The 23712-nt window shown below is 70.1% G+C and carries 30 protein-coding genes; 10 read left to right on the top strand and 20 right to left on the bottom strand.

Translation table 11 applies throughout. The features are described 5' to 3' along the window. Positions 1 to 104 precede the first annotated feature (104 nt). The gene (locus OS889_RS05520) at positions 105 to 584 is read left to right on the top strand and encodes a redoxin domain-containing protein (RefSeq protein WP_372388021.1); all 480 of its coding nucleotides are present in this window, start codon (positions 105 to 107) and stop codon (positions 582 to 584) included. A gap of 63 nt (positions 585 to 647) precedes the next feature. Then, on the top strand, positions 648 to 1466 hold the full coding sequence (locus OS889_RS05515) for an HD domain-containing protein (protein ID WP_372388019.1): 819 nt from the start codon (positions 648 to 650) through the stop codon (positions 1464 to 1466). A gap of 51 nt (positions 1467 to 1517) precedes the next feature. Here the strand turns inward: OS889_RS05515 and OS889_RS05510 are convergent, their stop codons facing one another. From OS889_RS05510 to OS889_RS05500, 3 genes are all read right to left on the bottom strand, one after another. Next, a complete protein-coding gene (locus OS889_RS05510) occupies positions 1518 to 2429 on the bottom strand; it encodes a mechanosensitive ion channel family protein (protein WP_372388017.1) in 912 nt (303 codons plus the stop codon). Beyond that, positions 2426 to 2674: a YhbY family RNA-binding protein gene (locus tag OS889_RS05505; RefSeq protein ID WP_372388015.1), complete on the bottom strand. Its 249-nt coding sequence runs from the start codon at positions 2672 to 2674 to the stop codon at positions 2426 to 2428. The genes OS889_RS05510 and OS889_RS05505 overlap by 4 nt, the downstream gene beginning before the upstream one ends. 136 nt (positions 2675 to 2810) lie before the next feature. After that, positions 2811 to 3092 (bottom strand): ribonuclease P protein component 4, encoded by a 282-nt coding sequence (locus OS889_RS05500; protein WP_372388013.1) that lies wholly within the window; start codon positions 3090 to 3092, stop codon positions 2811 to 2813. A gap of 145 nt (positions 3093 to 3237) precedes the next feature. Here OS889_RS05500 and OS889_RS05495 point away from each other — a divergent pair, with 145 nt between their 5' ends. Continuing rightward, on the top strand, positions 3238 to 4371 hold the full coding sequence (locus tag OS889_RS05495) for a glycosyltransferase family 4 protein (protein ID WP_372388011.1): 1134 nt from the start codon (positions 3238 to 3240) through the stop codon (positions 4369 to 4371). Positions 4372 to 4434: 63 nt separating this feature from the next. Beyond that, the gene (locus tag OS889_RS05490) at positions 4435 to 5592 is read left to right on the top strand and encodes a glycosyltransferase (RefSeq protein ID WP_372388009.1); all 1158 of its coding nucleotides are present in this window, start codon (positions 4435 to 4437) and stop codon (positions 5590 to 5592) included. Between the two features lie 6 nt (positions 5593 to 5598). Here the strand turns inward: OS889_RS05490 and OS889_RS05485 are convergent, their stop codons facing one another. From OS889_RS05485 to cyaB, 7 genes are all read right to left on the bottom strand, one after another. Beyond that, positions 5599 to 6027, bottom strand: a complete 429-nt coding sequence (locus OS889_RS05485) for a hypothetical protein (RefSeq protein WP_372388006.1) — start codon at positions 6025 to 6027, stop codon at positions 5599 to 5601. A 129-nt stretch (positions 6028 to 6156) separates the two neighbouring features. Continuing rightward, on the bottom strand, positions 6157 to 6471 hold the full coding sequence (locus OS889_RS05480; RefSeq protein WP_372388004.1) for a PRC-barrel domain-containing protein: 315 nt from the start codon (positions 6469 to 6471) through the stop codon (positions 6157 to 6159). Positions 6472 to 6580: 109 nt separating this feature from the next. Beyond that, positions 6581 to 7039, bottom strand: coding sequence for a DUF5804 family protein (locus OS889_RS05475; protein WP_372388002.1), 459 nt, complete (start codon positions 7037 to 7039; stop codon positions 6581 to 6583). A gap of 174 nt (positions 7040 to 7213) precedes the next feature. Beyond that, a complete protein-coding gene (locus OS889_RS05470; RefSeq protein WP_372388000.1) occupies positions 7214 to 7474 on the bottom strand; it encodes a hypothetical protein in 261 nt (86 codons plus the stop codon). Between the two features lie 125 nt (positions 7475 to 7599). Further along, entirely contained in the window at positions 7600 to 8760 is a 1161-nt protein-coding gene (locus OS889_RS05465) for a tRNA sulfurtransferase (protein WP_372387999.1), read from the bottom strand. A gap of 51 nt (positions 8761 to 8811) precedes the next feature. Continuing rightward, positions 8812 to 10017: a methionine adenosyltransferase gene (locus OS889_RS05460; protein ID WP_372387997.1), complete on the bottom strand. Its 1206-nt coding sequence runs from the start codon at positions 10015 to 10017 to the stop codon at positions 8812 to 8814. A gap of 92 nt (positions 10018 to 10109) precedes the next feature. After that, entirely contained in the window at positions 10110 to 10685 is a 576-nt protein-coding gene (gene cyaB, locus OS889_RS05455) for a class IV adenylate cyclase (protein WP_372387996.1), read from the bottom strand. Between the two features lie 134 nt (positions 10686 to 10819). On the opposite strand from cyaB, the gene OS889_RS05450 reads away from it, so the two are divergent. Continuing rightward, complete coding sequence (locus tag OS889_RS05450) at positions 10820 to 11839, top strand: FKBP-type peptidyl-prolyl cis-trans isomerase (RefSeq protein WP_372387994.1); 1020 nt, start codon at positions 10820 to 10822, stop codon at positions 11837 to 11839. Positions 11840 to 11889: 50 nt separating this feature from the next. Then, positions 11890 to 12195, top strand: coding sequence for a DUF8049 family protein (locus tag OS889_RS05445; protein ID WP_372387992.1), 306 nt, complete (start codon positions 11890 to 11892; stop codon positions 12193 to 12195). Positions 12196 to 12229: 34 nt separating this feature from the next. Here OS889_RS05445 and OS889_RS05440 read toward each other — a convergent pair whose 3' ends face one another. The 3 genes from OS889_RS05440 to OS889_RS05430 all read right to left on the bottom strand — a co-directional run bounded on the left by OS889_RS05440 (position 12230) and on the right by OS889_RS05430 (position 13931). Then, a complete protein-coding gene (locus tag OS889_RS05440) occupies positions 12230 to 12856 on the bottom strand; it encodes an RAD55 family ATPase (protein WP_372387990.1) in 627 nt (208 codons plus the stop codon). Between the two features lie 24 nt (positions 12857 to 12880). Beyond that, positions 12881 to 13477 carry a MinD/ParA family ATP-binding protein gene (locus tag OS889_RS05435; protein WP_372387988.1) on the bottom strand — a complete coding sequence of 199 codons (597 nt, stop codon included), beginning with the start codon at positions 13475 to 13477 and terminating at the stop codon, positions 12881 to 12883. Between the two features lie 79 nt (positions 13478 to 13556). Next, a complete protein-coding gene (locus OS889_RS05430; protein WP_372387986.1) occupies positions 13557 to 13931 on the bottom strand; it encodes a YlbF/YmcA family competence regulator in 375 nt (124 codons plus the stop codon). A gap of 162 nt (positions 13932 to 14093) precedes the next feature. Between OS889_RS05430 and dph2 the strand changes: the two genes are divergently transcribed. After that, positions 14094 to 15128: a diphthamide biosynthesis enzyme Dph2 gene (gene dph2, locus OS889_RS05425; protein WP_372387984.1), complete on the top strand. Its 1035-nt coding sequence runs from the start codon at positions 14094 to 14096 to the stop codon at positions 15126 to 15128. A 4-nt stretch (positions 15129 to 15132) separates the two neighbouring features. Here the strand turns inward: dph2 and OS889_RS05420 are convergent, their stop codons facing one another. The 5 genes from OS889_RS05420 to OS889_RS05400 all read right to left on the bottom strand — a co-directional run bounded on the left by OS889_RS05420 (position 15133) and on the right by OS889_RS05400 (position 18055). Beyond that, the gene (locus tag OS889_RS05420; protein WP_372387983.1) at positions 15133 to 15582 is read right to left on the bottom strand and encodes a TIGR00725 family protein; all 450 of its coding nucleotides are present in this window, start codon (positions 15580 to 15582) and stop codon (positions 15133 to 15135) included. Positions 15583 to 15647: 65 nt separating this feature from the next. Beyond that, positions 15648 to 16043 (bottom strand): hypothetical protein, encoded by a 396-nt coding sequence (locus OS889_RS05415; RefSeq protein WP_372387980.1) that lies wholly within the window; start codon positions 16041 to 16043, stop codon positions 15648 to 15650. Positions 16044 to 16101: 58 nt separating this feature from the next. Then, complete coding sequence (locus OS889_RS05410; RefSeq protein ID WP_372387978.1) at positions 16102 to 16866, bottom strand: YkgJ family cysteine cluster protein; 765 nt, start codon at positions 16864 to 16866, stop codon at positions 16102 to 16104. Between the two features lie 76 nt (positions 16867 to 16942). Then, entirely contained in the window at positions 16943 to 17734 is a 792-nt protein-coding gene (locus tag OS889_RS05405) for an MBL fold metallo-hydrolase (protein ID WP_372387976.1), read from the bottom strand. 48 nt (positions 17735 to 17782) lie between these two features. Next, positions 17783 to 18055, bottom strand: coding sequence for a winged helix-turn-helix domain-containing protein (locus tag OS889_RS05400; RefSeq protein ID WP_372387975.1), 273 nt, complete (start codon positions 18053 to 18055; stop codon positions 17783 to 17785). 213 nt (positions 18056 to 18268) lie between these two features. Between OS889_RS05400 and OS889_RS05395 the strand changes: the two genes are divergently transcribed. Beyond that, positions 18269 to 18997: a class I SAM-dependent methyltransferase gene (locus OS889_RS05395; RefSeq protein WP_372387973.1), complete on the top strand. Its 729-nt coding sequence runs from the start codon at positions 18269 to 18271 to the stop codon at positions 18995 to 18997. An 87-nt stretch (positions 18998 to 19084) separates the two neighbouring features. After that, entirely contained in the window at positions 19085 to 19987 is a 903-nt protein-coding gene (locus OS889_RS05390; RefSeq protein ID WP_372387971.1) for a glycosyltransferase family 2 protein, read from the top strand. A 41-nt stretch (positions 19988 to 20028) separates the two neighbouring features. Here OS889_RS05390 and OS889_RS05385 read toward each other — a convergent pair whose 3' ends face one another. Further along, entirely contained in the window at positions 20029 to 20859 is an 831-nt protein-coding gene (locus OS889_RS05385) for an amidohydrolase family protein (RefSeq protein ID WP_372387969.1), read from the bottom strand. Between the two features lie 230 nt (positions 20860 to 21089). On the opposite strand from OS889_RS05385, the gene thsA reads away from it, so the two are divergent. After that, positions 21090 to 22658, top strand: a complete 1569-nt coding sequence (thsA, locus tag OS889_RS05380; RefSeq protein ID WP_372387967.1) for a thermosome subunit alpha — start codon at positions 21090 to 21092, stop codon at positions 22656 to 22658. Positions 22659 to 22893: 235 nt separating this feature from the next. Here thsA and OS889_RS05375 read toward each other — a convergent pair whose 3' ends face one another. Continuing rightward, entirely contained in the window at positions 22894 to 23709 is an 816-nt protein-coding gene (locus OS889_RS05375) for an SAM hydrolase/SAM-dependent halogenase family protein (protein WP_372387965.1), read from the bottom strand. Positions 23710 to 23712: the final 3 nt, after the last annotated feature.

The raw sequence follows: 23712 nt of genomic DNA, 5'->3' as shown, positions 1-23712 counted from the left end.
CCCGGTGGTAATTATAGGCTTTTTGCTCGCCTGGCTCTGGTAAATACGCGGCGCACACGGACGTCGACAGCAACATTCAACCGGAGCGCGCCCGCAGGAGGGGTATGGTATCAGTCGGCGACGAGGCCCCGGATTTCACCGCACCGCTCGCAGACGGCGACGTCGGCTCGTTCACGCTCTCGGACCACCTCGACGAGGCGCCGGTCGTGCTCGCGTTCTTCCCCGCGGCGTTCACGGGGACCTGCACGACCGAGATGTGTACGTTCCGCGATCAGATGGCGAACTTCGAGGACGTCGGCGCGACGGTCTACGGGATCAGCATCGACACCCCCTTCACGCTCAACGAGTTCCGCGACCAGAACGACCTGAACTTCGGGCTCGTCAGCGACACCAACCGCGAGATCATCGACGCCTACGACGTCTCGATGGACTTCGCCGACCTCGGCGTCCGCGACGTCGCAAAGCGCGCCGTGTTCGTCGTCGACGGCTCGGGAACGGTCACCTACGCGTGGGTCAGCGACGACCCCGGCGTCGAACCCGACTACGACGCGGTCGCCGCGGCGGCCGAAGAGGCGAGCGCTTAGGCGCACGACCGCCGCGGTCGGCGGACCCGCAGGTACTTGGCGATCGGTCGGCTACCCGCTGGTATGGCCGAATCGACGCCGAGCGTCGGACACGAGTACGACCCCGAGGCAGACCACAACTTCCCGGACGAGCGGCTCAACGCGATCCTTCCGGAGCTCCTCTCGGACCCCGAGATCGAGACGTACCTGGAGGCCCAGAACGTCAACGCGGTCACGAGGAAGGGCTACAACGACCACGGGCCGAAGCACATCGAGATCGTCCGCAACCGCGCGCTGAACCTCTATGACCTGCTGAAGGGCGGCGACGTCGCGTTCAACGGCGCCGCGGATCAGGGCCTCGACGAGGCCGACGAGGCGGTGATCGTCGCGCTGGCGGCGACGCTCCACGACATCGGTCACGTCGTCCACCGCGACGAGCACGCGTACTACTCGATCCCGCTGGCCTCGGACGTCCTCGATCGGATCCTCGCCGGCTTCGACTTCTACGACGTCCGCGACGCGGTCCGGGTCAAATCGGAGGTCCTCCACGCGATCCTCTGTCATCACACCGAAGAGGACCCATTGACGACCGAGGCGGGCGTCATCCGCGTCGCCGACGCCCTCGATATGGAGCGCGGCCGCTCGCGGATCCCCTACGAGAAGGGCGGACGGGGCATCAACACCCTCTCCAGCCAGGCGATCGAGAACGTCACCCTCAAGCCCGGAGACGGCCGGCCCGTGCTGGTCGAGATCGAGATGATAAACGCCGCCGGCGTGTATCAGGTCGACAACCTCCTGAAGGCGAAACTCCACAACTCGGGGCTGGAGAAACACGTCCGCATCGTCGCGGTCAACACGAAGGCCGACGCCGACGACCAGCTCGTCGAGCGGATCGAGCTGTAGATCGAAGAACCGTCCCAGATCGGAAGCGGGCGCCCAGTCGTCCGCGGGCGCTCAGTCGTCCGCGGGCGCGACCTCGTCGAGGCCCGCGACGGTGAGTTCGCCGCCGAGCGTCCGGTTCGGGTAGGGGATGTCGATGCCCTCCTCGTCGAAGCGCTCTTTCACCGTCTGGACGTACTCCGCGCGGGTCTTCACGAAGTCCGCACGGCTCGGATTGTCGATCCAGATGCGCGATTTGAGCGTGACAGAGGAGTCGCCGAGTTCGGTCAGGCGGACGGTCGGGGCGGGGTCTTCGAGGATCTCCTCGTGGTTTTCGGCCTCCTCGATGATGATCTCGGTGGCCCGCTCGACGTCGTCGTCGTAGCCGATCCCGAAGGGGACCTGCAGGCGGAGTTTGTCCTTCGCGACGGGGTTTTTGATCACGCCGTCGGTCAGCGCCGAGTTCGGGACGGTGAGCAGTTCGTTGTCGAAGGTCCGGACCCGGGAGACGCGGAAGCTGATGTCCTCGACGATGCCGGAGTGGCCGTCCCACTCGATCCAGTCGCCGATCTTGAACGGCTTGTCGGTGTAGATGAAAATGCCCGCGACGAAGTTCTTGAGGACGTCCTGCATCGCGAAGCCGATCGCGAGCGTAGCCGCGGCCGCGACGGTCGCGAGCGACTGCAGGAGGTCGCCGTAGCCCGCGGCGCCGAAGGCGATGGTGACCGCGACGAAGCCGAGCACGACGACCACGAGCCGCCGGATCGGCTTCTTGGCGTGGGATTCGAGGTCGCGGGAGTTCATCACCCGGTCCGCAAGCGGGAGCAGGACGCTCCGGCCGACGTAGAACAGGACGAGGAAGACCGCCAGGAAGGCGATCGCCTGGCCGGCCAGCCCGGCGATCGTGTCCGGGAGCCCGAGGTCGGCGAGGAACCGCGCGATCGACCCGCTCAGGCCGACGCCGACCTGGAGGACGGCGCCGCTCATTTGTGGAGCACCCCCGTGTTACCGCGCGTCTCGACGACCTCCGCATCGGTCCGGTCTGCGAGCTCCGCGGCGAGCTCCTCGACGGTCGTCCCGCCGCGGGCCGCCCGGAGGAACTTCACCTTGATCAGGTCGCGGTCGGCCAGCTGGTCTGCGGCCTCGTCGACGACCGGATCGATGCCCCCCTTGCCGACCCAGACGGTGACGTCCAGATCGTGCGCCGCCTTCCGTAACTCCTGTTCGTCCATATTCCCTCCATATGAGGGGGCTCGGTTTGAAACTTAAGGCTTCCAGCGCCGCTGAAAAAATCCTACTGGCTCTCACACTTCCAGCCGCGGGCGATTCCTGTGACGACGCTCGGCGGGGGAGCGAACGCGACCGGCCTCAGTCCTCGTACGGGTAGCGCTTCGTCGCGCCGCAGGCGAGACACCGGACCACGACGCGGCCCGACTGGAGGCGGACGCGCGCGGTCGCCCCGGGCCGGAGGTACGCGTCGCAGTCGTCGCAGGCGAACCGCCGGAAGCGCCGCGGCAGGCCGGTCCGGTGCCGCTCGGCGATCCGGCGGGCCAGCCGAACGTACTCGCGCGCGCGGTCGACGTCGCCGTCGGCGGTGGCCTCGCGCGCGAGGTCGTGGAGTCGGTCGATCCGCTCGGCCGGGATGCCCATATCCGGGCGTGCGGGCGAGCGGAAAAAGAGGTTCCGAGTCGAATCGAATCGTTCCGAGCCGTTCCGAATCGTTCCGAGCCGATCCGACCCAGCGCGCCGCCGGGACAGACAGTATAAATGACCCCGCGGCGAAGTCACGGTAGACGTGGCACTCCGCGCGCTCAACTACCTCGAACTCGAATCTCACCTCGACCGGAGCGGGATCGGGACGGCCACAGACCAGCAGCGCGCCGCGCTCGCCCGCACGGACGTCGAGGTGGTGACCTCGCCGTGGCGCGGCGGCGACCCTCTCGCCGGGCTCCAGTCGACCGTCCGGGGCCGCGGCCTCCTCCGCGAGTACGACGTCGCCCACTGCAACCTCGTCGGCCCGGGCTCGCTCGCGGTCGCGCGGCACGCAAAGCGGAACGGGATCCCGCTGATCCTCCACACGCACGTCACGCGCGAGGACTTCGCAGAGTCGTTCCGCGGGTCGACGACGATCGCGCCCGCGCTCGGCCGCTACCTGAAGTGGTTCTACTCGCAGGCGGACCTCGTGCTCTGTCCCTCCGCGTACACGAAGCGCGTCCTCGAATCGTACCCCGTCGACGCGCCGATCAGGCCCATCACGAACGGCGTCGATGTTGACGCCCTGGAGGGGTACGAGGACCTCCGCGCGGAGTACCGCGAGCGCTACGACCTGGAGGGGACGGTCGTCTTCCTCGTCGGCAACGTCTTCGAGCGGAAGGGCCTCTCGACGTTCTGCGAAGTGGCCAAAGAGACCCCCTACGACTTCGCGTGGTTCGGCCCCTACGACACCGGCCCGCACGCCTCGAAGGCGGTCAAGCGCTGGACGTCGAATCCGCCGGAGAACGTCACCTTCACCGGCTGGATCGACGACGTCCGCGGCGCGTACGGCGCGGGCGACGTCTACCTCTTCCCGACGAAGAACGAGAACCAGGGGATCGCCGTCCTCGAAGCGATGGCCTGCGGGAAGGCGGTCGTCCTCCGGGACATCCCGGTGTTCGAGGAGTTCTACACCCACGGCCACGACTGCCTGAAGTGCGAGACCGAAGCGGAGTTCCGCGAGGCCGTCGAGCGGCTCGCCGAGGACCCCGAACTCCGCGAACGCCTCGGCGAGAACGCCCGCGAGACCGCGAGGGAGCACAGCCTCGACCGCGTCGGCGAGCAGTTGGCCGCGACGTACCGGGAGGTCGTCGACGCGAAGCGGGCGGGGCGACCGGTCGAGGTCGACGTAGAAAGCGAGGCGGAAATCGAGCCCGAAAACGAGAGCGGCGAGTAGCCCGCTCGGCCGCTCGCGGACGGATCCGCAACTGTTTACCCCCGCGTCCGTGAATCGCCGCCGATGAGTCCCCCCTCGGTCGCCGTCTTCACCGACACCTACCTGCCGACGGTGAACGGCGTCTCCTACACCATCCGGACGTGGCGCGACCGCTGGCGGGACCGCGGCGGCCGGATGCCGGTCGTCTACCCGGGGAGCGACGCGTACGACCCCGACGACGGCGAACACCCCGTGGGGAGCCTCCCGTTCCCGATGTACGAGGGGTTCCGCCTGGGGTCGCCGCGGATCCCGAAGGCCGTCGGCGACGTCGACGTCGTCCACGCCCACACGCCCTTCGCGGTCGGCCTCGGCGGGGTCCGCCTCGCGCGCCGGAACGACCTCCCGCTCGTGACCTCCTACCACACGCCGACCGCGGAGTACGCCGACTACCTCACCTCCCGCCCGCGCGTCGAGCGCGGCATCGAGCGGATCGCCCAGCGGTACGAGCGGTGGTTCCTCGCCCGCTCGGACGCGGTCGTCTTCCCGAGCGAGGCCGCGAAGGAGCGGGCCCTTGCCGACGCCGACGCCGACGTCCCCGCGGCGGTGGTCTCGAACGGCGTCGACACCGACTTCTTCGCGCCGGTCGACCCGGCGGGAGTCGAGGCGTTCCGCGAGCGCTACGACCTCCCGTCGGGGCCGCTCGTCGGCTACACCGGCCGGCACGGCCACGAGAAGAACGTGGGTGAGTTCCTGCGCGCGGCCGACGGCCTGGACGCGACCGTCGTCGTCGGCGGCGACGGGCCCGCGCGCGAGGAGTGGGAGGCGCTCGCGGCCGACCTCGACGTCGACGCCCGGTTCCTCGGATTCCTCCCGCGCGAGGAGCTTCCCACGTTCTACTCGGCGCTGGACGCCTTCGTCTTCCCGAGCCCCGTCGAGACCCAGGGGCTCGTCGCCCTGGAGGCGAACGCCTGTGGGACGCCCGTCGTCGCCGTCGACGCCGGCGCGCTCTCGAACACCGTCGACGACGGCGTCACGGGCTATCACTACGACCACGGCGACCTCGCGGGCTGTCGGGACGCGATCGGGCGCGTTCTCGACGAGGGCGAGTCGCTGTCGGAGTCGTGTCTCGCCCGACGCGACGAACTGAGCGTCGAACACGCGGTCGATCAGCTCGCGGCCCTCTACGAGCGGCTTCTCGGAGAAAATCGCGGGGCGCCCGGAGCGCGCGAGACGCGGGCGTAGTCGGTCTCAGTCGTCGAGGTCTTCGACTGCCTGGGCGATCCGCTGGAGCTGGCGGGTCGCATCGCGGACCTCGTCGCGGAGCTGACGGACCTCGCGGACGAGCTCTTCGTTGCCCGCGGAGTCGCTCTCCTCGCCGCGGCCGCCGGGGCCGCCGCCGCCCATTCCGGGCGGGCCGCCGCCCATCCCGCCGGGTCCGCCGCCGCCCATCATCCCGCTCATCATCTGCGCGAAGGGGTTGCCGCCGGCGCCGCCGGGACCGCCGCCACCGCCCATCATCTCCTCGGGGTCGGGGCGCTCGCCCTCCTCGCGCTCCTCGGCGCGTCGCTCGCGGATCTCCTCGACGCGCTCGCGGAAGGACTTCTCCTCGGCGTCGTCGCCGTCGGGCGCTTCGTCGGTGTCGTTGTCGACAGCGGAATCGTCTGGTTCGTCCGACATACGCCGGGATACAGCCTCGCCCCGCAAATGGCTGTTGGTCGGGGCCGTGACGGCGGTCGGACGTCCGGGCGCGGGCGGCGGAGGGACGCGGCCGCGACCCGGAGGAGAGAGCGAGCTATCGAAAAGCGGTCACGCCAGCGCGTCTTCGGCGTCGTCCTTGTTCGGTTGGGTCATCTGCTCGATCACGTCGTGGAGGGTGACGTCGTTGATGAGGATGACGTCGCCGACGGCGCGGACCCAGCGGTACGGGAGGATGACGCCCTTCTGCCCGCTCACGAGATCGGCGAAGAGTTCGTCGTTGAGCTGTGTGAGGGCCAGCCCGGTCACCGCCTGCCGGTCTTCGAGGTCCAGGCGGACGTCGGCGACCTCGCCCACGAAGACGCCTTCGTTCGAGTACACCTCGCGGCCGACGAGCGTCGTGATCTTCTCGGGTGTCTCGTCCATATGCCGGCAGTCGGGAGCGTTCGTCTTAATAGTTCGCAGGCGCGGCGCGCCGAACCGGGCGCTGACGGCCGAAGAGACAGACGCGCGTCAGACGTCCCGACCGCGGCGCCTACCCGCGGCCGAACTCGTCTTCTGTGACGCGGACGACGACCGTCTCCGAGGCGGGCCGGAGGTCGTACTCGGGGACGGTCCCGTCGGGCCGGCGGGTGACGTACATCGGCTCGACGAGCGCGCCGTCCTCGACGCCGTAGACCGCAAGCAGGTCGCCCGTCTCCGCGGGGTCGGCGTCGCCGTCGCGGACCTGCGTCGCGAGCGAGCGGCTCAGCCACTCCTCGGTCGAGACGCTCGGCTCGCGGACGAGCGCGAGGTCGACGAAGCGGACGAGATACCAGTTCAGGTCGTTGCACAGCGACACCGCCGCGCCGAGGCTCACGGTGTCGACCGCCAGGGAGTTCTCGAAGGGCGCGTGTCGCTCGTAGGTCGAGAGCGCCTCGCGGGCGGTCTCCCGCGAGAGGAGTTCGTACTGGACGTCGACGTCGGCGGCGCCGACGAGACAGACGCGGGTCATCGGGCCGGTCGCCCCCGGCTCGAACGGGGGCGGTCGCGGGGCGGTCTACGGGCGAGCGGCGACGGGGCGTCGGTCATAGTCGGTCGTCCTGCGGCGGCGCGCGGGTCGTCTCCGGGTTCCGCTGGGGCTCATAAATCGATTGCGGTGCGAGAGACGGACAAAAAAGCGTGCAGATCAGTCGTCGCCGAGCCACGCGGTCGCACAGGCCTCGTCGCAGAAGGAGAGCAGGCGGCGCTCCCGCGTGAGTTTCGAGCCGTTGCCGGGGGTGCGTTCGCGGTCGAGTTCGACCTGGTAGTGGGGGCCGAGCAGATCGACGGCGTCGCCGCACAGCGGGCACGTCTCGGTCGTTTCGTTCCAGTCGCGGCGCTCGACCACCTGGCGGACGGTCCACTCGGGGTCGGACGCCGACGGGGAGGGCCGGCACGTCTTTGACATCGACAGATCGTACGGTCTCTACGTATGTAAATCCATTTTTGCCCGGTTATTCATACAAATGGTGTATGTGATTAATTTTCATACGGCTATCGTCATACATTCACACAATATGGCGTGCCGCGCGTTCACAGGGATCCAACGTCCGCGTCGCGCCCCGCCTCGCGGGCGATATCGAGGAGCCCGTCGGGCTCGGCGGCGACGACGGCGTCGAGCGTCGCGTTCGTCTCCGGGTGGGAGGGCGCGACCCGGTCGCAGCCCACGGGAAGCGTCGCGTCCGTGTACGTGCCGAGGTCGCGCGCTTCGGCGACGATGTCCGGCTTGTCGGCCGTGAGAAGCGGGCGGTGGACGGGGAGCGAGACGGCGGCGTCGGTGACCGCGAGGTTCGCGCCCGTCTGGCTCGACTTCTGGCCGAGGGCCTCGCCGGTCGCGACGCTGTGGGCGTCCGCGCGGTCGGCGACGGCCTCGGCGGCGGCGAGCATCGCGCGCCGGAGCGAGAGCATCCGCGTGGATGTGGTATCCTCGACGACGCGCTCGACGAACGGCTCGCCGTCGACGATGCGCGGCCGGAGGTCCGCGCGGGGCGCGCGCTCGGAAACCGTCCGGACCACCTCCAGGGCTCGCGCCCGGTGGTCGGAGCCGCCGTAGTCGCCGAGGTCGACGTAGACGGGGATCGTCTCGCAGCCGCGGCGGAGCAGGCGCCACATCGCCACCGGGGAGTCGAGGCCGCCGCTGACGAGGACCGCGACGCGGCCCTGCGAGCCGACCGGGAGGCCGCCGGGGCCGTCGACCCGCTCGACAGAGACGAACGCCTCCGCCTCGCGGACCTCGATCCGGTAGGTCCGGTCGGGATCGTCGAGGTCGACGCGCGCGCCCGACGCCTCGCCGACCGCGTCGCCGGCGGCGACCTTGATCTCCCGGGAGGAGAAGTCGTGGGCGTCGTCGGGACCGATCCGGTCGCTGTCGATCGCGTATGTCCGGTCGGGGGAGTGGTCCGCGGCGAGGCGGCGCGCGGCGTCGCAGATCGCCTCCAGGTCGGCGTCGACCGCGACCGAGGGGCGCGCGAAGGCGACGCCCGGCAGCCTCGCGGCGGTGCGGGCGGCGTCCGCCGGGCGATCCGTGCGGACGACGAGCCGGGACCACGGGCGCTCGACGACCGCGTCGATTCCGGCGTCGGCGAGCGCCGCCTCGACGTCGCGGGCGACGCGCTCTGCCATCTTCGCGCGGACCGCGCTGCTCTTGGTCCCGAAGTCGCCGTACCCCACGAGCACCGCGTTCGTCGCGCTCACGGTCGGCGTTCGTCGCGGGGAGGTATCAGGGTCTCGGTGCGGCAGCGCGGCTCAGAACGTCGACAGCTCGCCGTCGATCACGCGGCGGGTGATGTCCGAGACGTTCGCCAGGCGGTCGTCGACGATGGCGCGGATCTCGGGTTCGAGCGCGTCGAGGTCGGCGCCGGGCTCGGTGACGACCTTCGCGTCGGCGACGTGGGGCTGGTCGATCGGGCGGCCGATCTGGGAGAGCAGGCGGACCTGGAGGTCGCGGATGCCGTCGACCTCGTCGACGACGGTCTCGGCGATGTCGGTCGAGAGGAGGTTGTAGATCTTGCCGATGTGGTTGACGGGGTTCTTCCCGGAGGTCGCCTCCATACTCATCGGGCGGTTCGGCGTGATCAGGCCGTTGGCGCGGTTGCCGCGGCCGACGGAGCCGTCGTCGCCCATCTCGGCGCTGGTGCCCGTGACGGTCAGGTAGACCGAGCCCTCCTCGTAGTCGTCGGCGGTGTTGACGTCGACGGCGACCTCGCGGTCTGTCAGGTCGCGGGCGACCGCGGCGGCGTGCTCGCGGACGCTCTCTACGGCGTCGTCGTACTCGTCGAGATCGTCGAGGTACGCGTCGACCATCGCCGCGGCGACGGTGATGTCGACGTGGTCGCCCTCGCGTTTGCCCATCACCTTCACGTCGGGGCCGAGTTCGGGGTGGTCCGCGGCGTAGGGCCCGTTGAGCTCCCGTTCGACGGAGCGGACGATCTCCTCGGTCTCGGTGAGCGGCGCGTGGCCGACGCCGAAGGAGGTGTCGTTCGACATCGGGACCTCGGCGCCCTCCTCGCCGAAGACCTCCTGGAGGTCGCCCGAGCCCTCGCCGAGGCGCACGTCGACGATCACGTCGGTGCCGACCTCCAGTTCGGGGATGTGCTCGTTCAGGTAGTCGCGGGCGGCCGCGAGCGCGGTCGAATCGACGGGGAGTCGCTTGCCGTCGTAGGACTTCGTCGCGCGCCCGACGATCAGGATGTAGATCGGCTCGACGATCTCGCCGCCGCCGTACTGGGGGGCGGACTCGCCGGCGACCAGCTGCGTCTCGTCGGTGTTGTAGTGGAGCACCTTGCCGACGCGATCCAGGTAGAGGTTCGAGAGCGCCCGCGAGACGCTCTCGGCGATGCCGTCGCAGATGGAGTCGGGATGGCCGATGCCCTTCCGCTCGACGATCTCGACCGTCTGGTCCTCGACGGCCGTTCGGTCCGCCGCCTCGATAGAGATGTTCCGCTCGGTCATTGCCACGGGCTTCGACCCGCCCGGATCTATAACTTGCGGAAACCTTCGCTGGTCGGAATATTACCTCGGAGAATGTCGTTGGCGCGCAGGACTTATTCCTCGTTGAGCAGCAGCCCCAGATAGGAGGTCCGGATCTGGTCGTCGGGGTCGAGACCGAGCCGTCGGAGGACGTCGAACGCGCCCTCCCTGACCGCGTCGACGTCGGCCTCGCGCTCGGCTTCGGCCTCCACCTCGACGAACTCGCCGAGGTCCGCGACGCGGTCGAGCGTGACGGTGTAGCCGTCCACCTCGAAGAACGTCCGGTGCTTCTCGACGACCGCGGCGGGCTCGAAGCCGAGGCCCTCGAAGACACCTCGTGCGGCGTCGGCGTCGTCGACGCCAGTCTCGCGTTCCTCGCGGGTCTTCGAGTCGGCGTCGACGAGCGGGCCCTTGTACGTGACTTTCGTCGTCGCGCTCGCGTCTGCGTCCGCTTCCCCGTCCGCCGCGGAGTCGGCGGGGCGTTCCTCCCGGACCCGCAGCGCCTCGTCCGTCTCGGCGAAGTCTCGGTGCGGCGCGTCGTAGTAGGTGTCCACCTGGGTCACGCCGCCGACGCGCTCGGCGCCCGCGTCGTCGAGCGCCGGGCGGACGGCGTCGTGGGCGGCCCGCAGTTTGACCTCGACCTCGTACATACCGGCGGGTCGAACGGAACCGCCAAAAGCCGTCCGCTTCGGGGCCGAGATGGTCGATATCGACGGACGGCGAATTCTGGACGTCTCGGGGCCGAAACGTGATTCTTAAGGGTCACACGGGAGATGATCAGCGTATGAGTGACGAACAGCAGGCGGACGCCGCCGAATCGCAGGCAGACGCCGACGCTCCCGCCGAAGGGGGAGACGTCGAGGAGGACGTCGCGGACGTCCCCGAGGATGCCATCCAGGAGGACGACTTCGTCCGTCTGGCCTACACGCTCCGAACGAAGGACGACGGCACCGTCGTCGACACCACCGACGAGGAGACCGCCGAGGAGGCCGACATCGACACCGAGGAGTACGACTTCGAGCCCCGCGTGATCGTGGTCGGCGCCGGCCACGTCTTCGAGAGCGTCGACGACGCGCTCGTCGGCGGCGAAGTGGGCGACACCGGCACCGTCGACATCCCCGCCGCCGAGGCGTTCGGCGAGTACGACGACGAGCAGGTCCGCACCGTCAGCGCCAACAAGATCGACGAGGACGACCGCTACCCCGGCGCCCAGGTCCAGATCGACGGCGACCAGGGCCAGGTCATCACGATGGTCGGCGGCCGCGCCCGCGTCGACTTCAATCACCCGCTCGCGGGCGAGGACCTCGAATACGAGTACGAGATCCTCGAGATCGTCGACGACCGCGAGGAGCAGGCCGCGAGCATGCTGGAGATGTACCTCCAGCAGGCCCCCGAGGTCTGGATCGAGACCGACACGGTCGAAGAAGAGCAGGTCGTCGAGCCCGACGAGGACGAGGCGGACGCCGAAGACGACGACGGCGAACTCGAAACCGAGACCGTCGAGGTCGAAAAGGAGACGCTGTACATCGAGGCCACGCCGCAGATGACGATGAATCAGCAGTGGATGTTCTCCAAGCAGCAGATCGCCCAGGACGTGATGGACCGGCTCGACCTCGATCGGGTCATCGTCCAGGAGACCATCGACGGGATGGGCGGAATGATGGGCGGCCTCGGCGGGATGATGGGCGGCGCCGGCGGCCCCGGCGGCGCGGCTCCCGAGGACATCGAAGAGGCGATCGAGGACGTCGACGTCGACGCCGACGAACTCGCCGAAGAGCTCGAAGACGTCGACATCGACGAGTAACGCGTCGCAGACGCTTTTTTCGAGTTTTGACAGACAGAGCGAGGATCTAGATGGCCGACGACACCGCCGACGCGGACGACACCGCCGACCTCCCCGAGGAGGCGCTCGCCGGCACGCAGGACCTGCGGGTCGCGGCCGTCGCCGCGGCCTGTACGATCGCGCTGACGCTCGGGCTCCGGTACGGCCTGGGTCGGGAGATCCCCTTCGTCTGGCGGCTGGTCCCGCTCGGCCCCTACTTCCTCTCGCTCTTCACGAGCCGGCTCGACCTCGGCGGCCTCGACACCCCGCGGACCTGGTCTGCGCTGACGGTCGCCGTCACGCTCGCCGCGTTCGCGTACTTCGGCTTCGTCGGGTGACGGAGTACGTCGCCGAGGGGAAGGAAAAGGAAGCTCAGGCGATGTCCCGGCTCGTGTCGACCGCGACGCGCTCGCTGAGCTGGAGCTTGATCGTCTCGGTCGGCGGAGTGCCGCCGCGGAACTTCGGGATCGCGAGGCGGTTCTCGATCTCCGAGCCCTTGACGTCGGTGCGGAGGTCGAACACGACGTCGGCCATGTGCTCCGTGTAGCCGCGGTTCGCCGACTCCTCGTCGCGCTTCATCCCGTGGAGGACGGCCAGCCCGCCGGTGTTGACCATATGCGTCTGGAGTTCGTTGAGGAACTGCCGGTAGCGCGCGGGCTCGGGCTCTTCGAGCGCGTCGACGACGTCGATGACGAGGTTCGCACCCTCCGGGAGGTCGCGGACGAAGCGGTTCGCCGTGTCCAGCGGCGCGTTGCCGCCGACGTCACGGATCGTCGGGTCGCCGACGTGGCCCGGCATCCGATCGAGGGCGTCGCGGACGGCCTGGTCCGAGCGGATCGTCGTGAGGTACAGCGTCGCGCGGACCGCGGTCAGTTCGTAGAGGAACAGCTCCGACTGGCTGGCGGGGTCCGCCGCGAGGAGCACGATGCTCCCCGGCGGGATCCCCCCGTCGAGTTGGCGATCGAGGACGCTGACGCCGGTCGAGAGCCGTGATGCCACAGCGGGGGTACGAAGGCGACGGGCTTAGGCTTTCTGTCGATCCGGGAGGGAGCGGGCGAGACCGTCGTACGCGCGGCTGACGGCCGGGGATTCGAGCGGCGTCGCCGCGGGCGGCACCGTCGCGAGCACGGGACAGCCGAGCAGGTCGGCGACGCCGGGCGGCTCGATGCGGGCGCGGACAAGCACCGCGCCGACGACGCGAGTGCCGAGCGCGCGGGCCATCGCCGCCGTCTTCGCGGCGTCGCGCAGCGCCGGCACGCAGGGCGTGGCGACGAGGAGGACCGCGTCCGCGACCCGGAGCGGTACGGCGGCGTCGGGGCCGGCGCCCGCGGGGCAGTCGACGAGCACGCGGCCGCCGAAGTCGGCCAGGCGTCGGAGCCGGTTCCCGATACCGTCGGGCGCGTTCCGCGGCGCCGGTCGGATCAGCGTCTCCCGGCCGTCGGGGTCTGGATGGCCGGGGCTTCCGCCGGGCGGGTCCCGCGGGACGCCGGCGAGCGAGTGGAGGTTCGGGAGGTCGCAGTCGGCGTCGACGGCGAGGGCGGGGCCGTCGAGGGCGCGGGCCAGCCCGAGCGTCGTGGTCGTCTTCCCGCTTCCTCCCTTGCCGCCGGCGATCGCGAGCATACCGCTCCTGGCCCCGGTCTCGTATATAAATCCTCGGCGGGCGCCGCGAGAAACGGACGGACGAGCGGGCGACGGCCGGTCAGTCGTGACAGCAGCCGCCGGCCTCGCCGCCGAAGTCGACGTCGAGGGGCGCGGAGATGGCCTCGTTGACGGCCTCCAGGCGGTCCTGGAGTTCCTCCTGGGCGTCGACGTACTCCGCCATCTTCGGCATCGCGTGGAGCTCCTCCTGGGCCTCCTGGACCTTCTGCAGGGACTCCTCGCTCGCCTGACCCATCTGTCGGGCCTGCATATACTGATCGCGGAGCTCGCGGAACTCCGAGATCTGCGCCTGGACCTCGTCGTCGGCCTCGACGGCCGCCTTCGCCTCCTCGAACGCCTGGTACTCCGGCGTCTCGGCGATGGCGTCGCCGAGTTCCCGACCGAGCTCTTCGAGCTTGTCCGTCTGGACGCTCATACTCGCACCTGAGGGCGCGGCGCGTTTCAAGCTACCGGACGGCGCGGCCGCGGCCGGGGCTCGCCCCGGGTCGAGGAGGCGACCGAACCGGACGTTCACGGTCGTTTTCCTCCGATTGCGGAACCGCCGAGGTTATTGGCGTCGGCGGGCTACGGCGGTGCAATGAGCCAGGACGCCGCCACCGAGGGAGACCTCCGAAACACCGGGATGTCGCTGAAGCACGACCGGGAGTGGGACTACGAACTCGACCGCATCGTCGAGGAGATCGAAGAGCGCGACGCTAGCCGCGTCGGATTGCAGTTCCCCGAGGGGCTGAAGCGCCGCGGCCCGGCCGTCGCCGACGACCTCCGGGAACTGTGCGACGACGACGTGACGTTTATGCTGTCGGGCCAGCCCTGCTACGGCGCCTGCGACCTCGACACCTACCTGATGCGCCGCACCGACGTCTTCGTCCACTTCGGTCACTCCCCGATGAAGGAGTCGGACAAGATCATCTACGTCCCTCTCTTCTCGAACGTCGACCCGTTCCCGATCCTCGAAGAGGCCGTCGACGAACTCCCCGACGAGGAGGTCGGCCTCGTCACGACCGCCCAGCACATGAACCGCTTCGACGAGATGGTCGCGTGGCTCGAAGAGCGCGGCTACGACGTCCACACCCGTCGCGGCGACGATCGCCTGACCTACGAGGGCCAGGTGCTCGGCTGCAACTACGCGTCGGCCGACATCGACGCCGACCAGGTGCTCTACGTCGGCGGCGGGAAGTTCCACCCGCTCGGCCTCGCGATGGAGCACCCCGAAAAGAAGGTGCTGATCGCCGACCCCGTCAACAACGTCGTGACCGTCGCCGACACGGAGAAGTTCATGAAGCAGCGCTACGGGGCCGTCCACCGCGCGATGGACGCCGAGAAGTGGGGCGTCATCTTCTGCACGAAGATCGGTCAGGGCCGGATGGAGATCGCCGAGGAGATCATCGAGGACAACGACGACGCCTACCTCATCACGATGGACGAGGTGACGCCCGATCGACTGCGAAACTTCGACATGGACGCGTTCGTCAACACGGGCTGTCCGCGGATCACGACCGACGACGGCCCGCAGTTCCACAAGCCGATGCTGACGCCCGGGGAGTACCGGATCGCCGTCGGCGACGAGCCGCTCGATTCGCTCTCGTTCGACACCTTCCACGGCACCTGGTAGGTCGTTACTCCGCGCGCGCCTCGCGCTCGACGTACTCCACCGCTTCTTCGGCCGTCTCGACGGCCTCGACGTGTGCGGCCTCGTGAGTGCCGATGCCGGCGGTCGGCCGGTCGTAGACCGACGCGAAGCCCAGTTCCGAGAGCGTGCCGCCCCCGCCGTCGACCGCGACGACCGCGTCGCCGTTCATCACCACGAGGGGGTTCCGCGCGTGGCCCAGCCCGGTCGCGATCGCCTCGTCGACGTACTCGTTCGCGTCCGCGCGACGGTCCGTGGGGAGGATGCCGATCGTGTGGCCGCCCGCGTCGGCGGCGCCGCGGCAAACGGCCTCCATCACGCCGCCGAGGCCGCCGCAGACGATCGTGTGGCCGCGCTGGGCGAGGACCCGGCCGAGGCTCTCCGCCGTTTCCGCCTCGCTCGCGTCGATGCTGCTTCCGCCGATGACGCTGACTCGCATACCCGGTGGTGTGCGGCGTCGGCGGTAGTGGTTTCGGCTCCGATCGCAGAGCGCCGCAGACCGGTCTACGATCGGACCTCGATCGACTCGACCTCGGCGACGACCGGGAGGGTCGTCACGTCGTCGCTCGGCCCGCAGCCGTCGCGGGGCTGTGCGCGCAGTGGCTCGACCGCGTCTGCGCCCACGACCGGGCTCCGCGTCTCCAGGACGTAGGCGCTGTGGGCGTCGTCGTCGCCGAGCGGGACGAGGTGGAGGATCCGCCGGTCGACGATCCCGTCGATGTCGACGTCCTTCTGCCGCGCGTCGACCGTCTCCTCGCGGACCGCGGCCACGCGGGTGACGACCGGCGACGCGAAGTCGACGCCGCCGACCGTCGCGTCCTCGGTCGCCAGCGTGAGCCGTACTTCGTCGCCCTCGGTCGCCTCGGCGACCCGATCGAAGACCGCTGAATCGGCCGTCATCAGCGGGGCTTAGGACGGGGCCGTCAAGAAGGCTCGCACGCGCGGGTGGGCGTTGTGGTCACTCCCCGCCGTCGATCGCCGTGCCGTCCGCCCGCTTCGGCCCCTCGGAGTCGTACACGACGACGCCGTCGGCGTCGACCGGCGCGTAGTTGTCGCGGACGCCGATCGCCTCTTCGAGTTCGCGGACCGCGCGCTCCTTCAGCGCCGCGGCCAGCTCTTCGGCGTCCGCGCGGGAGATGTCGCGGCCGAGCCCCTCGCACTCGTGGGCGCGGACCATCCCCTCCTCGTCGACGGCCTCGCCCATCGGCTGGCTCGTACCGCCGAGCGCGACGCTGAAGGGGTAGGTCCGGCAGATGAGCGGTCGGTCGGAGTGGATCCGGCAGGCGCCCTCGGTCTCTCCCTCCTCGTAGAACGCGCAGTCGCCGCAGGCGTCCGTCTGGAGCGCCCACTCGAACGTCTCACCGTCGGCGCTCCCGTCGCCCTCGGGGAGCCCGTACGGCATCGGTCGGGCGACGTCGCGCCAGTCGTATGCGTCGACATCGTCGGTCTCGTCGTCGACATCGTCGGTCTCGTCGTCGACGTCGTCGGTCTCGTCGCCGCCGTCATCGGCTTCGGCCGCCGCCTCCTGAATCCGCCGGATCTCGTCGGGGAACACGGTCGCCGTGTGCGGCTCGGTTTCGTCGTCTTCGTCCGCGTGGCCCTTGCAGCACGCGCCGCAGCGCGTACACTCGAAGCCGATGGACTCGATGGCGTCCGCGAGGTCCGACACCGACAGCTCGCGGGCGCGGTCGAGCTCCGCTTCCAGGGAGGGGGCCTCGCTCACGTCTCTGTGTCCCGGCGACGCGAACAAAACGCTCCCGGTCGGGGGCGGGGAAATAGAGGGAAGCCGCGAGTCGACGTCACCGCGGCGCGACCGTCTCGGCGTCGCGGTCGAAGTCGACGCGGCGCTCCGTCGCGAGCTTCTCCAGGTGGGCGACGACGGTCCGGCGCGCGAGGTCGCGGACGCCGGCTAGGTCCGCGTCGTAGGCCGCATCGAGCACCGCGTCGACGTCGCCGGCGCCCGCGCGGACCGCATCGAGGACCCGTCGCTCCCGGTCGAGGCGGTGGCGGTAGAGCCGCTCGCACGCGGTGCGGGGCTCCTCGATCACGGGCCCGTGACCGGGGAACAGCCGCGGCGGGTCGCGGGCGATGAGGCGGCGGAGCGCGACCAGGTACGCGCGGACGTCGCCCTCGGGCGCCGCGACGGCGACGCTGCCCTCGGCGGTCGCGACGTCGCCGCAGAGGACTCCCCGATCGGTCTCGAAGGCGACGTGGTCCGGGGCGTGGCCGGGGACGTCGAGCACGGAGGCGCCCGTCGGGAGGTCGGTGCCCTCGACGAAGGTCCGGTCGGGCCCTGTGCCCGTCGCCTCGACGAAGCGGCCCTCGCGACCCCGGCGGCACCAGACCGTCGCGTCCGTCTCGGCGGCGTAGTGGGCGACGGCGCCGACGTGATCGGGATGCGCGTGCGTGACCGCGAGGTGTTCGATCGAGGCGTCGGCGACGGCGGCGTCGAGGTCGTCGCTGCGCGCCGGCGGATCGACGAGGAGGGCGTCGTCGACGAGGTACGCGTTCGTCGAGCCCGTCGGGACCGGATCCTCGACGGGGACGGCGATGCGGCGGACGGAGGGACGGTCGCGAGACGAGGGCGTCACGGGTGAGTGAAGAGAGAGCAGAGCGGAGATTTGCGGGAGCGCCGGGGTCTACGTGTTGAGGTAGTAGACCTGCTTGCGGGCGTCCTTGAAGCTGTAACGCGAGCCGACGATCTCCGCCTCTTCGAGGCGGTTGAGGGCGTAGCGGACCGTGCGGTCGGGGAGGAGCGACTCCTCGGCCAGCTGGCCCTGCGAGAGCGGCGCGTCGCTTTCGAGGACTTTCGCTACGAGCTTCGCGCTCGGGGGAAGCTCGCGGAGGCGATCGCGGTACTCCGACTCCGAGAGAAGGTCGTCACCGTCGAGGTCTGCGGTACTGGTGCTCATATACACCCGGAGACATCTATTCGTGGTAAAGGTTGGCTACAAGTGTGTGAATACACTCGGTATAGATTATACACATATAAGGTTTCGACGCCGGCATAGTTTGACGGGCGGGGCCCCGCGTCCGGCCCGATCGGCCCACGCGCCGTCCGTCGGCGGGAAGGACGGCGCGCATCCAGTACGGTTTTAGTCCGCGAGCGTGGACGGGTAGGTAGCGTGAAAGGAAAGGAGTGGTACCAGGCCGACGACGTCGCCGAAGAGTACGACTCGAAGCGGTTCTCGCGCGGCGGCAGACTCATCGACGACCGCGAGAAGAAGGCCGTACTCGACGCGCTGGCCCCCGTCGAGGGCGAGGACGTCCTGGAGATCGCCTGCGGCACGGGACGGTTCACGGCGATGCTGGCCGAGCGGGGCGCGAACATCGTCGGTCTCGACATCTCCGAGGCGATGCTGGCCCAGGGCCGCGAGAAGGCCCGGAGCGCCGGCGTCGCCGACCGCATCGAGTTCCTCCGCGGCGACGCCGCCCGGCTCCCGTTCCCCGACGACCACTTCGATGCGGTCTTCGCGATGCGGTTTTTCCACCTGGCCGAGACCCCGGCGAAGTTCATGGCCGAGATGGCCCGCGTCTCGAAGGACGTCGTCTTCTTCGACACCTTCAACGACCGGAGCACGCGCGTGGTCTACAACTGGCTGCTCCCGATGGGCTCGCACCTCTACTCGGCGTCGCAGGTGAACCGCCTCCTGGACGGCGCCGGCCTGCGGCTGGTCGACGACCAGCACGACTTCCTGCTCCCGTACGGCTTCTACCGGAAGATCCCGAACGGCGTCGCCCAGGAGTTCCGCGACCTCGACACCTCGCTGGGCGAGGCGACGATCGGCCCGTGGTCGGTCGGCGACGCCCTGGCGTCGGTGTCGTACTGGACGGCGACGGTCGACGACGAGTAGCGCACCGCGGCCGGAACGGCCCGCCTCGGGACCGCACCGGGCGCTCCGAGGTGCGACATTTAAGTTCTCGTGTCGCAACCGACCGGTATGGAGCTCTCGGTAGTGGTCCCGACCCTCAACGACCGGGACCGCCTCGCGGCCACCCTCGACGTCCTGGCCGCGAACGCCGCCGACGCCGAGGTCGTGGTGGTCAACGGCCCGTCGGCAGACGGGACCACCGGGATGGTCCGCGACCGAGACGACGTCGACGTCCTCGTGGAGGTCTCCGACCGGACGCTGAACGTCTCCCGGAACGCGGGCATCCAGGCCGCCTCGGGCGACATCGTCGCCTTCCTCCGCAGCGACCTCGCGATCGAGGAGACGTGGGTCGACGCCATCGAGGCCGGCCTTGAGCGAGCGCCGGTCGTGACGGGGCCCGTCCACGAGACCCTGCCCGCGGGGATGACGACAACCCAGCCGGAGGCCCGGCGGATCCGCGGCCGCGACGTGACGTACTTCAACGGCGACAACGTCGCCTTCCGTGCGGACGTCCTGGCGGAGATCGACGGCTTCGACGAGTACCTGGAGACCGGCGGCGCCCGCGACGCCGCCCACCGGCTCGCGGGGCTCGGCCGCGACGTCACCTGGGCCGCGGACATGTGCGTCCGCACCGAGTACGAGGCCGACGGCGGGACGGACGAGCGGAACATCGGCTGGAAGTACCGCGCGCTCGCCTATCGCCTCGTCAAGAACTACGGGGTCCGCCCGACGATCCTCCGGCGGATCGCCTCCCACGCCGGGGCGGACGCCCTCGCGGCCGCGCGGGACGTCGTTCGCGGCGAGGCCACGCCCACCGGGTGGGTCGGCAACGGCCGCGACGTGATCGTCGGCGTCGCGACCGGCTGGTCGGACGGCCTCGTGGCGCGGGCGCGGGACCGCTCGGACACGCGGAACCCCCACGGCTGCTCGAAGCGCGCGGACCGGGCGGTCGCGAAGTACGACTGGCGCTGAGAGCGGAGAGTCCCGGCCCAATTTCGGACTGTTTTACACCTTTACGACTCGCCGGGCGCGAGCCCCTCGACCACGCGGGAGGCGTTCGCCGAGAAGGCCCGCCGCATCACGTCCTCGGAGACGTCGAGCGTCAGGATCTCCATCACGCCGACGCTCGGGTGGATCTCGGGCGCGCCGCTGCCGAACATCACGCGGTCGGGGTGTTCCAGGAGCGCCCGTTCGAGCACGCTCCGAAAGCGGACCTGGTGGGTGTCCAGGTACAGGTGGTCGTGCTCGCCGAGCAGGTCGATCGCCTCGCGCATCAGGTCCCGGTCGAGCGGATAGCCGCCGAACCCCGAGAGGACGACGGGGAACTCCCGATCGAGGAGGGTCTCGGCGACGGCCCCCGGCGGGAAGTCGCGGCCGCCGTGGACCACGACCGGGAGGGAGACCGCCTCTAGCTCCGCCAGCGTCTCGTCGTCCGGGAGCCCGTCCGTCGAGGGCGCGAGCGTGAAGCCGTGGAAGCGGTCGTCGTAGGCGTACTGCTCGATGTCGTCGGGGCCGGCGTGGTGGGGCTCCCGGGAGGCGGTGAGGTTGCGCAGGCGCGCCGTGGCGCGGTCGCTCGGGTCGCGCGGGCCGCCGATCCGCGCGAACGCCAGGAAGGGCCGATCGACGCTGAGACGAGCGACGGCGTTGTTGGCGCGGAGGTACCCCTCGTCGGGGGGGCGGTGCCCGGGCGAGACGACCGCGCGGACGACTCCCGCCTGGTGCAGTTCGCGTTCGAGCGCCTCGGGAGTCGTCTCGCGGCCGCGGGTGGCGACCTCCTCCTCGTCACCGGGGTCGAGGCGGGCGTGGAGGTCGACGACCCGGAACCCGTGGTTCAGCTCCAGCATCGTCGAACACTGATGCGGCGACCCAAATATACCTTGGCGACCGACGGTCCGGAGCCGAGACAACTAAAATGAGGTACGATATGTGATATTTAGGCCGAAAAATTGTCCCACTTTTGCGATCACACAGAGCGGGACGAATCCCAAATGAGACTCTGACACGCTCTATCCCGAAATTTCCGGCATCTATATATAGAACCGCTGGCGTCCCTCTCTGTGAGGTTTACATAACTATGTCTACACGAATGCAACCCCTGTACGTCCTTTCCGGGAACAGCGACCGAACGCACGGTGCCGACGCTCAGCGGTCGAACATTCGTGCCGGCAAGGCGGTCGCGAACGCGGTACGGACGACGCTCGGGCCGCGCGGGATGGACAAGATGCTCGTCGATTCGAGCGGCGAGGTCGTGATCACGAACGACGGCGCGACCATCCTGGCGGAGATGGACATCGAGCACCCGGCGGCGCAGATGATCGTCGAGGTGGCCCAGACCCAAGAGGAGGGCGTCAGCGACGGCACGACCACGGCGTCCGTGCTGGCGGGCGAACTGCTGGCCCAGGCCGAGCACCTGCTTGACGACGACCTCCACCCGACGGTGATCGTCGAGGGCTACAACGAGGCCGCGCGGCTGGCCCAGGAGGCCATCGACGAACAGACCCTCGACGTGCGGCTCGACGACGACGTGCTCGCGGCGGTCGCGGAATCTTCGATGACCGGGAAGGGTACCGGCGACGTCACAGCGGACGTGCTCGCGCGCCACGTCGTGAACGCGGTCCGCGCGGTCTACAACGGCGAGGGGCGGTTCGATCCCGACGACGTGCGGATCCTCACCCACGTCGGCGCGTCGTCGTCGGCGACGGAGCTCGTCGAGGGCGTCGTCGTCGACGAGGAGCCGGTCCGCGACGGGATGGCCCGGACGGTCGAGGACGCGACGGTCGCCGTTCTGACGACGAAGCTCGACGTCCGCGAGGGCGAGGGGGACGCCGAGTACCGCATCACGTCGGTCGATCAGCTCGAAGCCGTCATCGACGCCGAGGACGCCGAGCTGGCGGGCTACGCGGAGGCCCTCGACGAGGCCGGCGTCGACGTCGTGTTCTCCACGAAATCGATCGCCGACCGCGTGGCGGCCCACCTCGAACGGCGCGGCATCGTCGCCTTCGAGAGCCTCAAGACCGGTGACGCGCGGGCCATCGCCCGCGCGACCGGCGCGAAGCAGCTCGGCGACGTCCGCGAGCTCGACGCGGCCGACTTCGGCCACGCCGACCGCGTGTCGGTGGCCGACTTCGGCGCCGACGACCTCACCTTCGTCGAGGGCGGCGACGCCGCCGAGACCGTCACGCTCCTCGTCCGCGGCGGGACCGAGCACGTCGTCGACGAGCTGGAGCGCGCCATCTCCGACGCCGTCGGCGTGACCGTCGCCGCCATCGAGTCCGGGGGCGTCGTCCCCGGCGCCGGCGCGACGGAGATCGCGATCGCAGAGCACGTCCGCGCGGCCGCCAGCGGCGTCCACGGGCGCCAGCAGCTCGCCGTCGAGGCCTTCGCCGACGCGATCGAGGCGCTCCCGCGGACGCTCGCGACGAACGCCGGAATGGACCCGATCGACGCCGTGGTCGAGCTCCGGGCGACGTTCGACCGCGAGGGCGTCGCGGGCGTCATCGCCGTCGGCCGGACCGGCGAGGTCGGCGATCCCGTCGCGGCCGAGATCTTCGACCCCGCGGCCGTAAAGCGCGAGGCGGTCACCGCCGCGACCGAGGCGGCGACGATGGTCGTCCGGATCGACGACGTCATCGCCGCGAACTGACGCGCGCCGAACCGACCTCCGATCGGGCGGCCGAGTCGAACGTGTTCGGACCGCCGTGATCAACCCTTTTCCTTGTCAGTCGTCCAGCGCCCGGCGATGGGCGAGAATCTCGGACTCACCGAAGCCGTCTCGATCGCGCTCGGCGGGATGATCGGCGGCGGCATCTACGCCGTCCTCGGCGTCGTGACGCGAATCACCGGCGCGGCGACGTGGGCGGCGTTCGTCCCGACTCGCCTCACTCCGAGAGGACGACCTCGTCGCCGGGCGCAAGGCCGAACGCCTCGTCGCCCCGTCCCCGATTGACGTCGCACTCGACGTAGCCGTGGCTCCCGACCGTCACCAGCCGCTCGCCCTCGCCGACCTCGGCGAAGGCCGTGACGGCCGGCGCGGGAGTGCCGTTCACCGCGATTTCGGTCCCCGTCTTGCCGTCGAGGAACGACCCCGGGACGTTGGTGATCGCGTTGCCGAAGTCGTCGACGACGAGCACCTCGCCGCGGGCCTCGCTTCCCTCGACGGACGCCTCGGGGAATCGGCAGTCGACGAGCGCGTTGGGCGCCTCGGTGACGGAAACCGTCTCCACGCGGGAGACCGCCGGGAGCGACGCCAGGGCGTCGACGCCGGCCTCGTGGACCTCGGCCGCGGCCGGCGCGAACACGTCGCGGCCGTGGAACGTCGACGAGGCGGGGTCGGCGTACTCGTAGACGAAACAGTCGACGGTCGGCTCCTTCTCAGAATCCGACTCAGCCGCGCGCTCGGCGATCCGGCGCGCCGCCGGCAACAACACGCCGTTGTCGGGGCCGACGAGCGCGTGGTCGCCCGCGCGGACGACGACGGCGTCGCGGTCGGTCCCGACGCCGGGGTCGACGACGACCAGGTGGACCGCCGGCGGGAAGTACGGGAGCGTCTCGCGGCACCAGAAGGCCGCCGCGCGGACGTCCTGGCGGGGGAAGTCGTGGGCGACGTCGACGAGGCGCGCGTCCGATTCCTGAAGGATGACGCCCTTCATCGCGGCCGGATACGGGGTACCGAAGTCGGAGGCGAGGGTGATCATCGT

Origin of the sequence: Halobellus sp. MBLA0158, assembly GCF_041477585.1 — an archaeon.
Classification (GTDB): Archaea; Halobacteriota; Halobacteria; order Halobacteriales; family Haloferacaceae; genus Haloquadratum; species Haloquadratum rubicundus.
Note: the sequence above shows the minus strand (reverse complement) of the source record. Positions and strands in the feature narration are given on the sequence as shown.

Excerpts from the sequence above, each read along its gene's own strand:
- OS889_RS05520 (WP_372388021.1), top strand. The coding sequence starts at position 105 with ATGGTATCAGTCGGCGACGAGGCCCCGGATTTCACCGCACCGCTCGCA.
- OS889_RS05515 (WP_372388019.1), top strand. The coding sequence starts at position 648 with ATGGCCGAATCGACGCCGAGCGTCGGACACGAGTACGACCCCGAGGCA.
- OS889_RS05510 (WP_372388017.1), bottom strand. The coding sequence starts at position 2,429 with ATGAGCGGCGCCGTCCTCCAGGTCGGCGTCGGCCTGAGCGGGTCGATC.
- OS889_RS05505 (WP_372388015.1), bottom strand. The coding sequence starts at position 2,674 with ATGGACGAACAGGAGTTACGGAAGGCGGCGCACGATCTGGACGTCACC.
- OS889_RS05500 (WP_372388013.1), bottom strand. The coding sequence starts at position 3,092 with ATGGGCATCCCGGCCGAGCGGATCGACCGACTCCACGACCTCGCGCGC.
- OS889_RS05490 (WP_372388009.1), top strand. The coding sequence starts at position 4,435 with ATGAGTCCCCCCTCGGTCGCCGTCTTCACCGACACCTACCTGCCGACG.
- OS889_RS05485 (WP_372388006.1), bottom strand. The coding sequence starts at position 6,027 with ATGTCGGACGAACCAGACGATTCCGCTGTCGACAACGACACCGACGAA.
- OS889_RS05480 (WP_372388004.1), bottom strand. The coding sequence starts at position 6,471 with ATGGACGAGACACCCGAGAAGATCACGACGCTCGTCGGCCGCGAGGTG.
- OS889_RS05475 (WP_372388002.1), bottom strand. The coding sequence starts at position 7,039 with ATGACCCGCGTCTGTCTCGTCGGCGCCGCCGACGTCGACGTCCAGTAC.
- OS889_RS05470 (WP_372388000.1), bottom strand. The coding sequence starts at position 7,474 with ATGTCAAAGACGTGCCGGCCCTCCCCGTCGGCGTCCGACCCCGAGTGG.
- OS889_RS05460 (WP_372387997.1), bottom strand. The coding sequence starts at position 10,017 with ATGACCGAGCGGAACATCTCTATCGAGGCGGCGGACCGAACGGCCGTC.
- cyaB (WP_372387996.1), bottom strand. The coding sequence starts at position 10,685 with ATGTACGAGGTCGAGGTCAAACTGCGGGCCGCCCACGACGCCGTCCGC.
- OS889_RS05450 (WP_372387994.1), top strand. The coding sequence starts at position 10,820 with ATGAGTGACGAACAGCAGGCGGACGCCGCCGAATCGCAGGCAGACGCC.
- OS889_RS05445 (WP_372387992.1), top strand. The coding sequence starts at position 11,890 with ATGGCCGACGACACCGCCGACGCGGACGACACCGCCGACCTCCCCGAG.
- OS889_RS05435 (WP_372387988.1), bottom strand. The coding sequence starts at position 13,477 with ATGCTCGCGATCGCCGGCGGCAAGGGAGGAAGCGGGAAGACGACCACG.
- OS889_RS05430 (WP_372387986.1), bottom strand. The coding sequence starts at position 13,931 with ATGAGCGTCCAGACGGACAAGCTCGAAGAGCTCGGTCGGGAACTCGGC.
- dph2 (WP_372387984.1), top strand. The coding sequence starts at position 14,094 with ATGAGCCAGGACGCCGCCACCGAGGGAGACCTCCGAAACACCGGGATG.
- OS889_RS05420 (WP_372387983.1), bottom strand. The coding sequence starts at position 15,582 with ATGCGAGTCAGCGTCATCGGCGGAAGCAGCATCGACGCGAGCGAGGCG.
- OS889_RS05415 (WP_372387980.1), bottom strand. The coding sequence starts at position 16,043 with ATGACGGCCGATTCAGCGGTCTTCGATCGGGTCGCCGAGGCGACCGAG.
- OS889_RS05400 (WP_372387975.1), bottom strand. The coding sequence starts at position 18,055 with ATGAGCACCAGTACCGCAGACCTCGACGGTGACGACCTTCTCTCGGAG.
- OS889_RS05390 (WP_372387971.1), top strand. The coding sequence starts at position 19,085 with ATGGAGCTCTCGGTAGTGGTCCCGACCCTCAACGACCGGGACCGCCTC.
- OS889_RS05385 (WP_372387969.1), bottom strand. The coding sequence starts at position 20,859 with ATGCTGGAGCTGAACCACGGGTTCCGGGTCGTCGACCTCCACGCCCGC.
- thsA (WP_372387967.1), top strand. The coding sequence starts at position 21,090 with ATGTCTACACGAATGCAACCCCTGTACGTCCTTTCCGGGAACAGCGAC.
- OS889_RS05375 (WP_372387965.1), bottom strand. The coding sequence starts at position 23,709 with ATGATCACCCTCGCCTCCGACTTCGGTACCCCGTATCCGGCCGCGATG.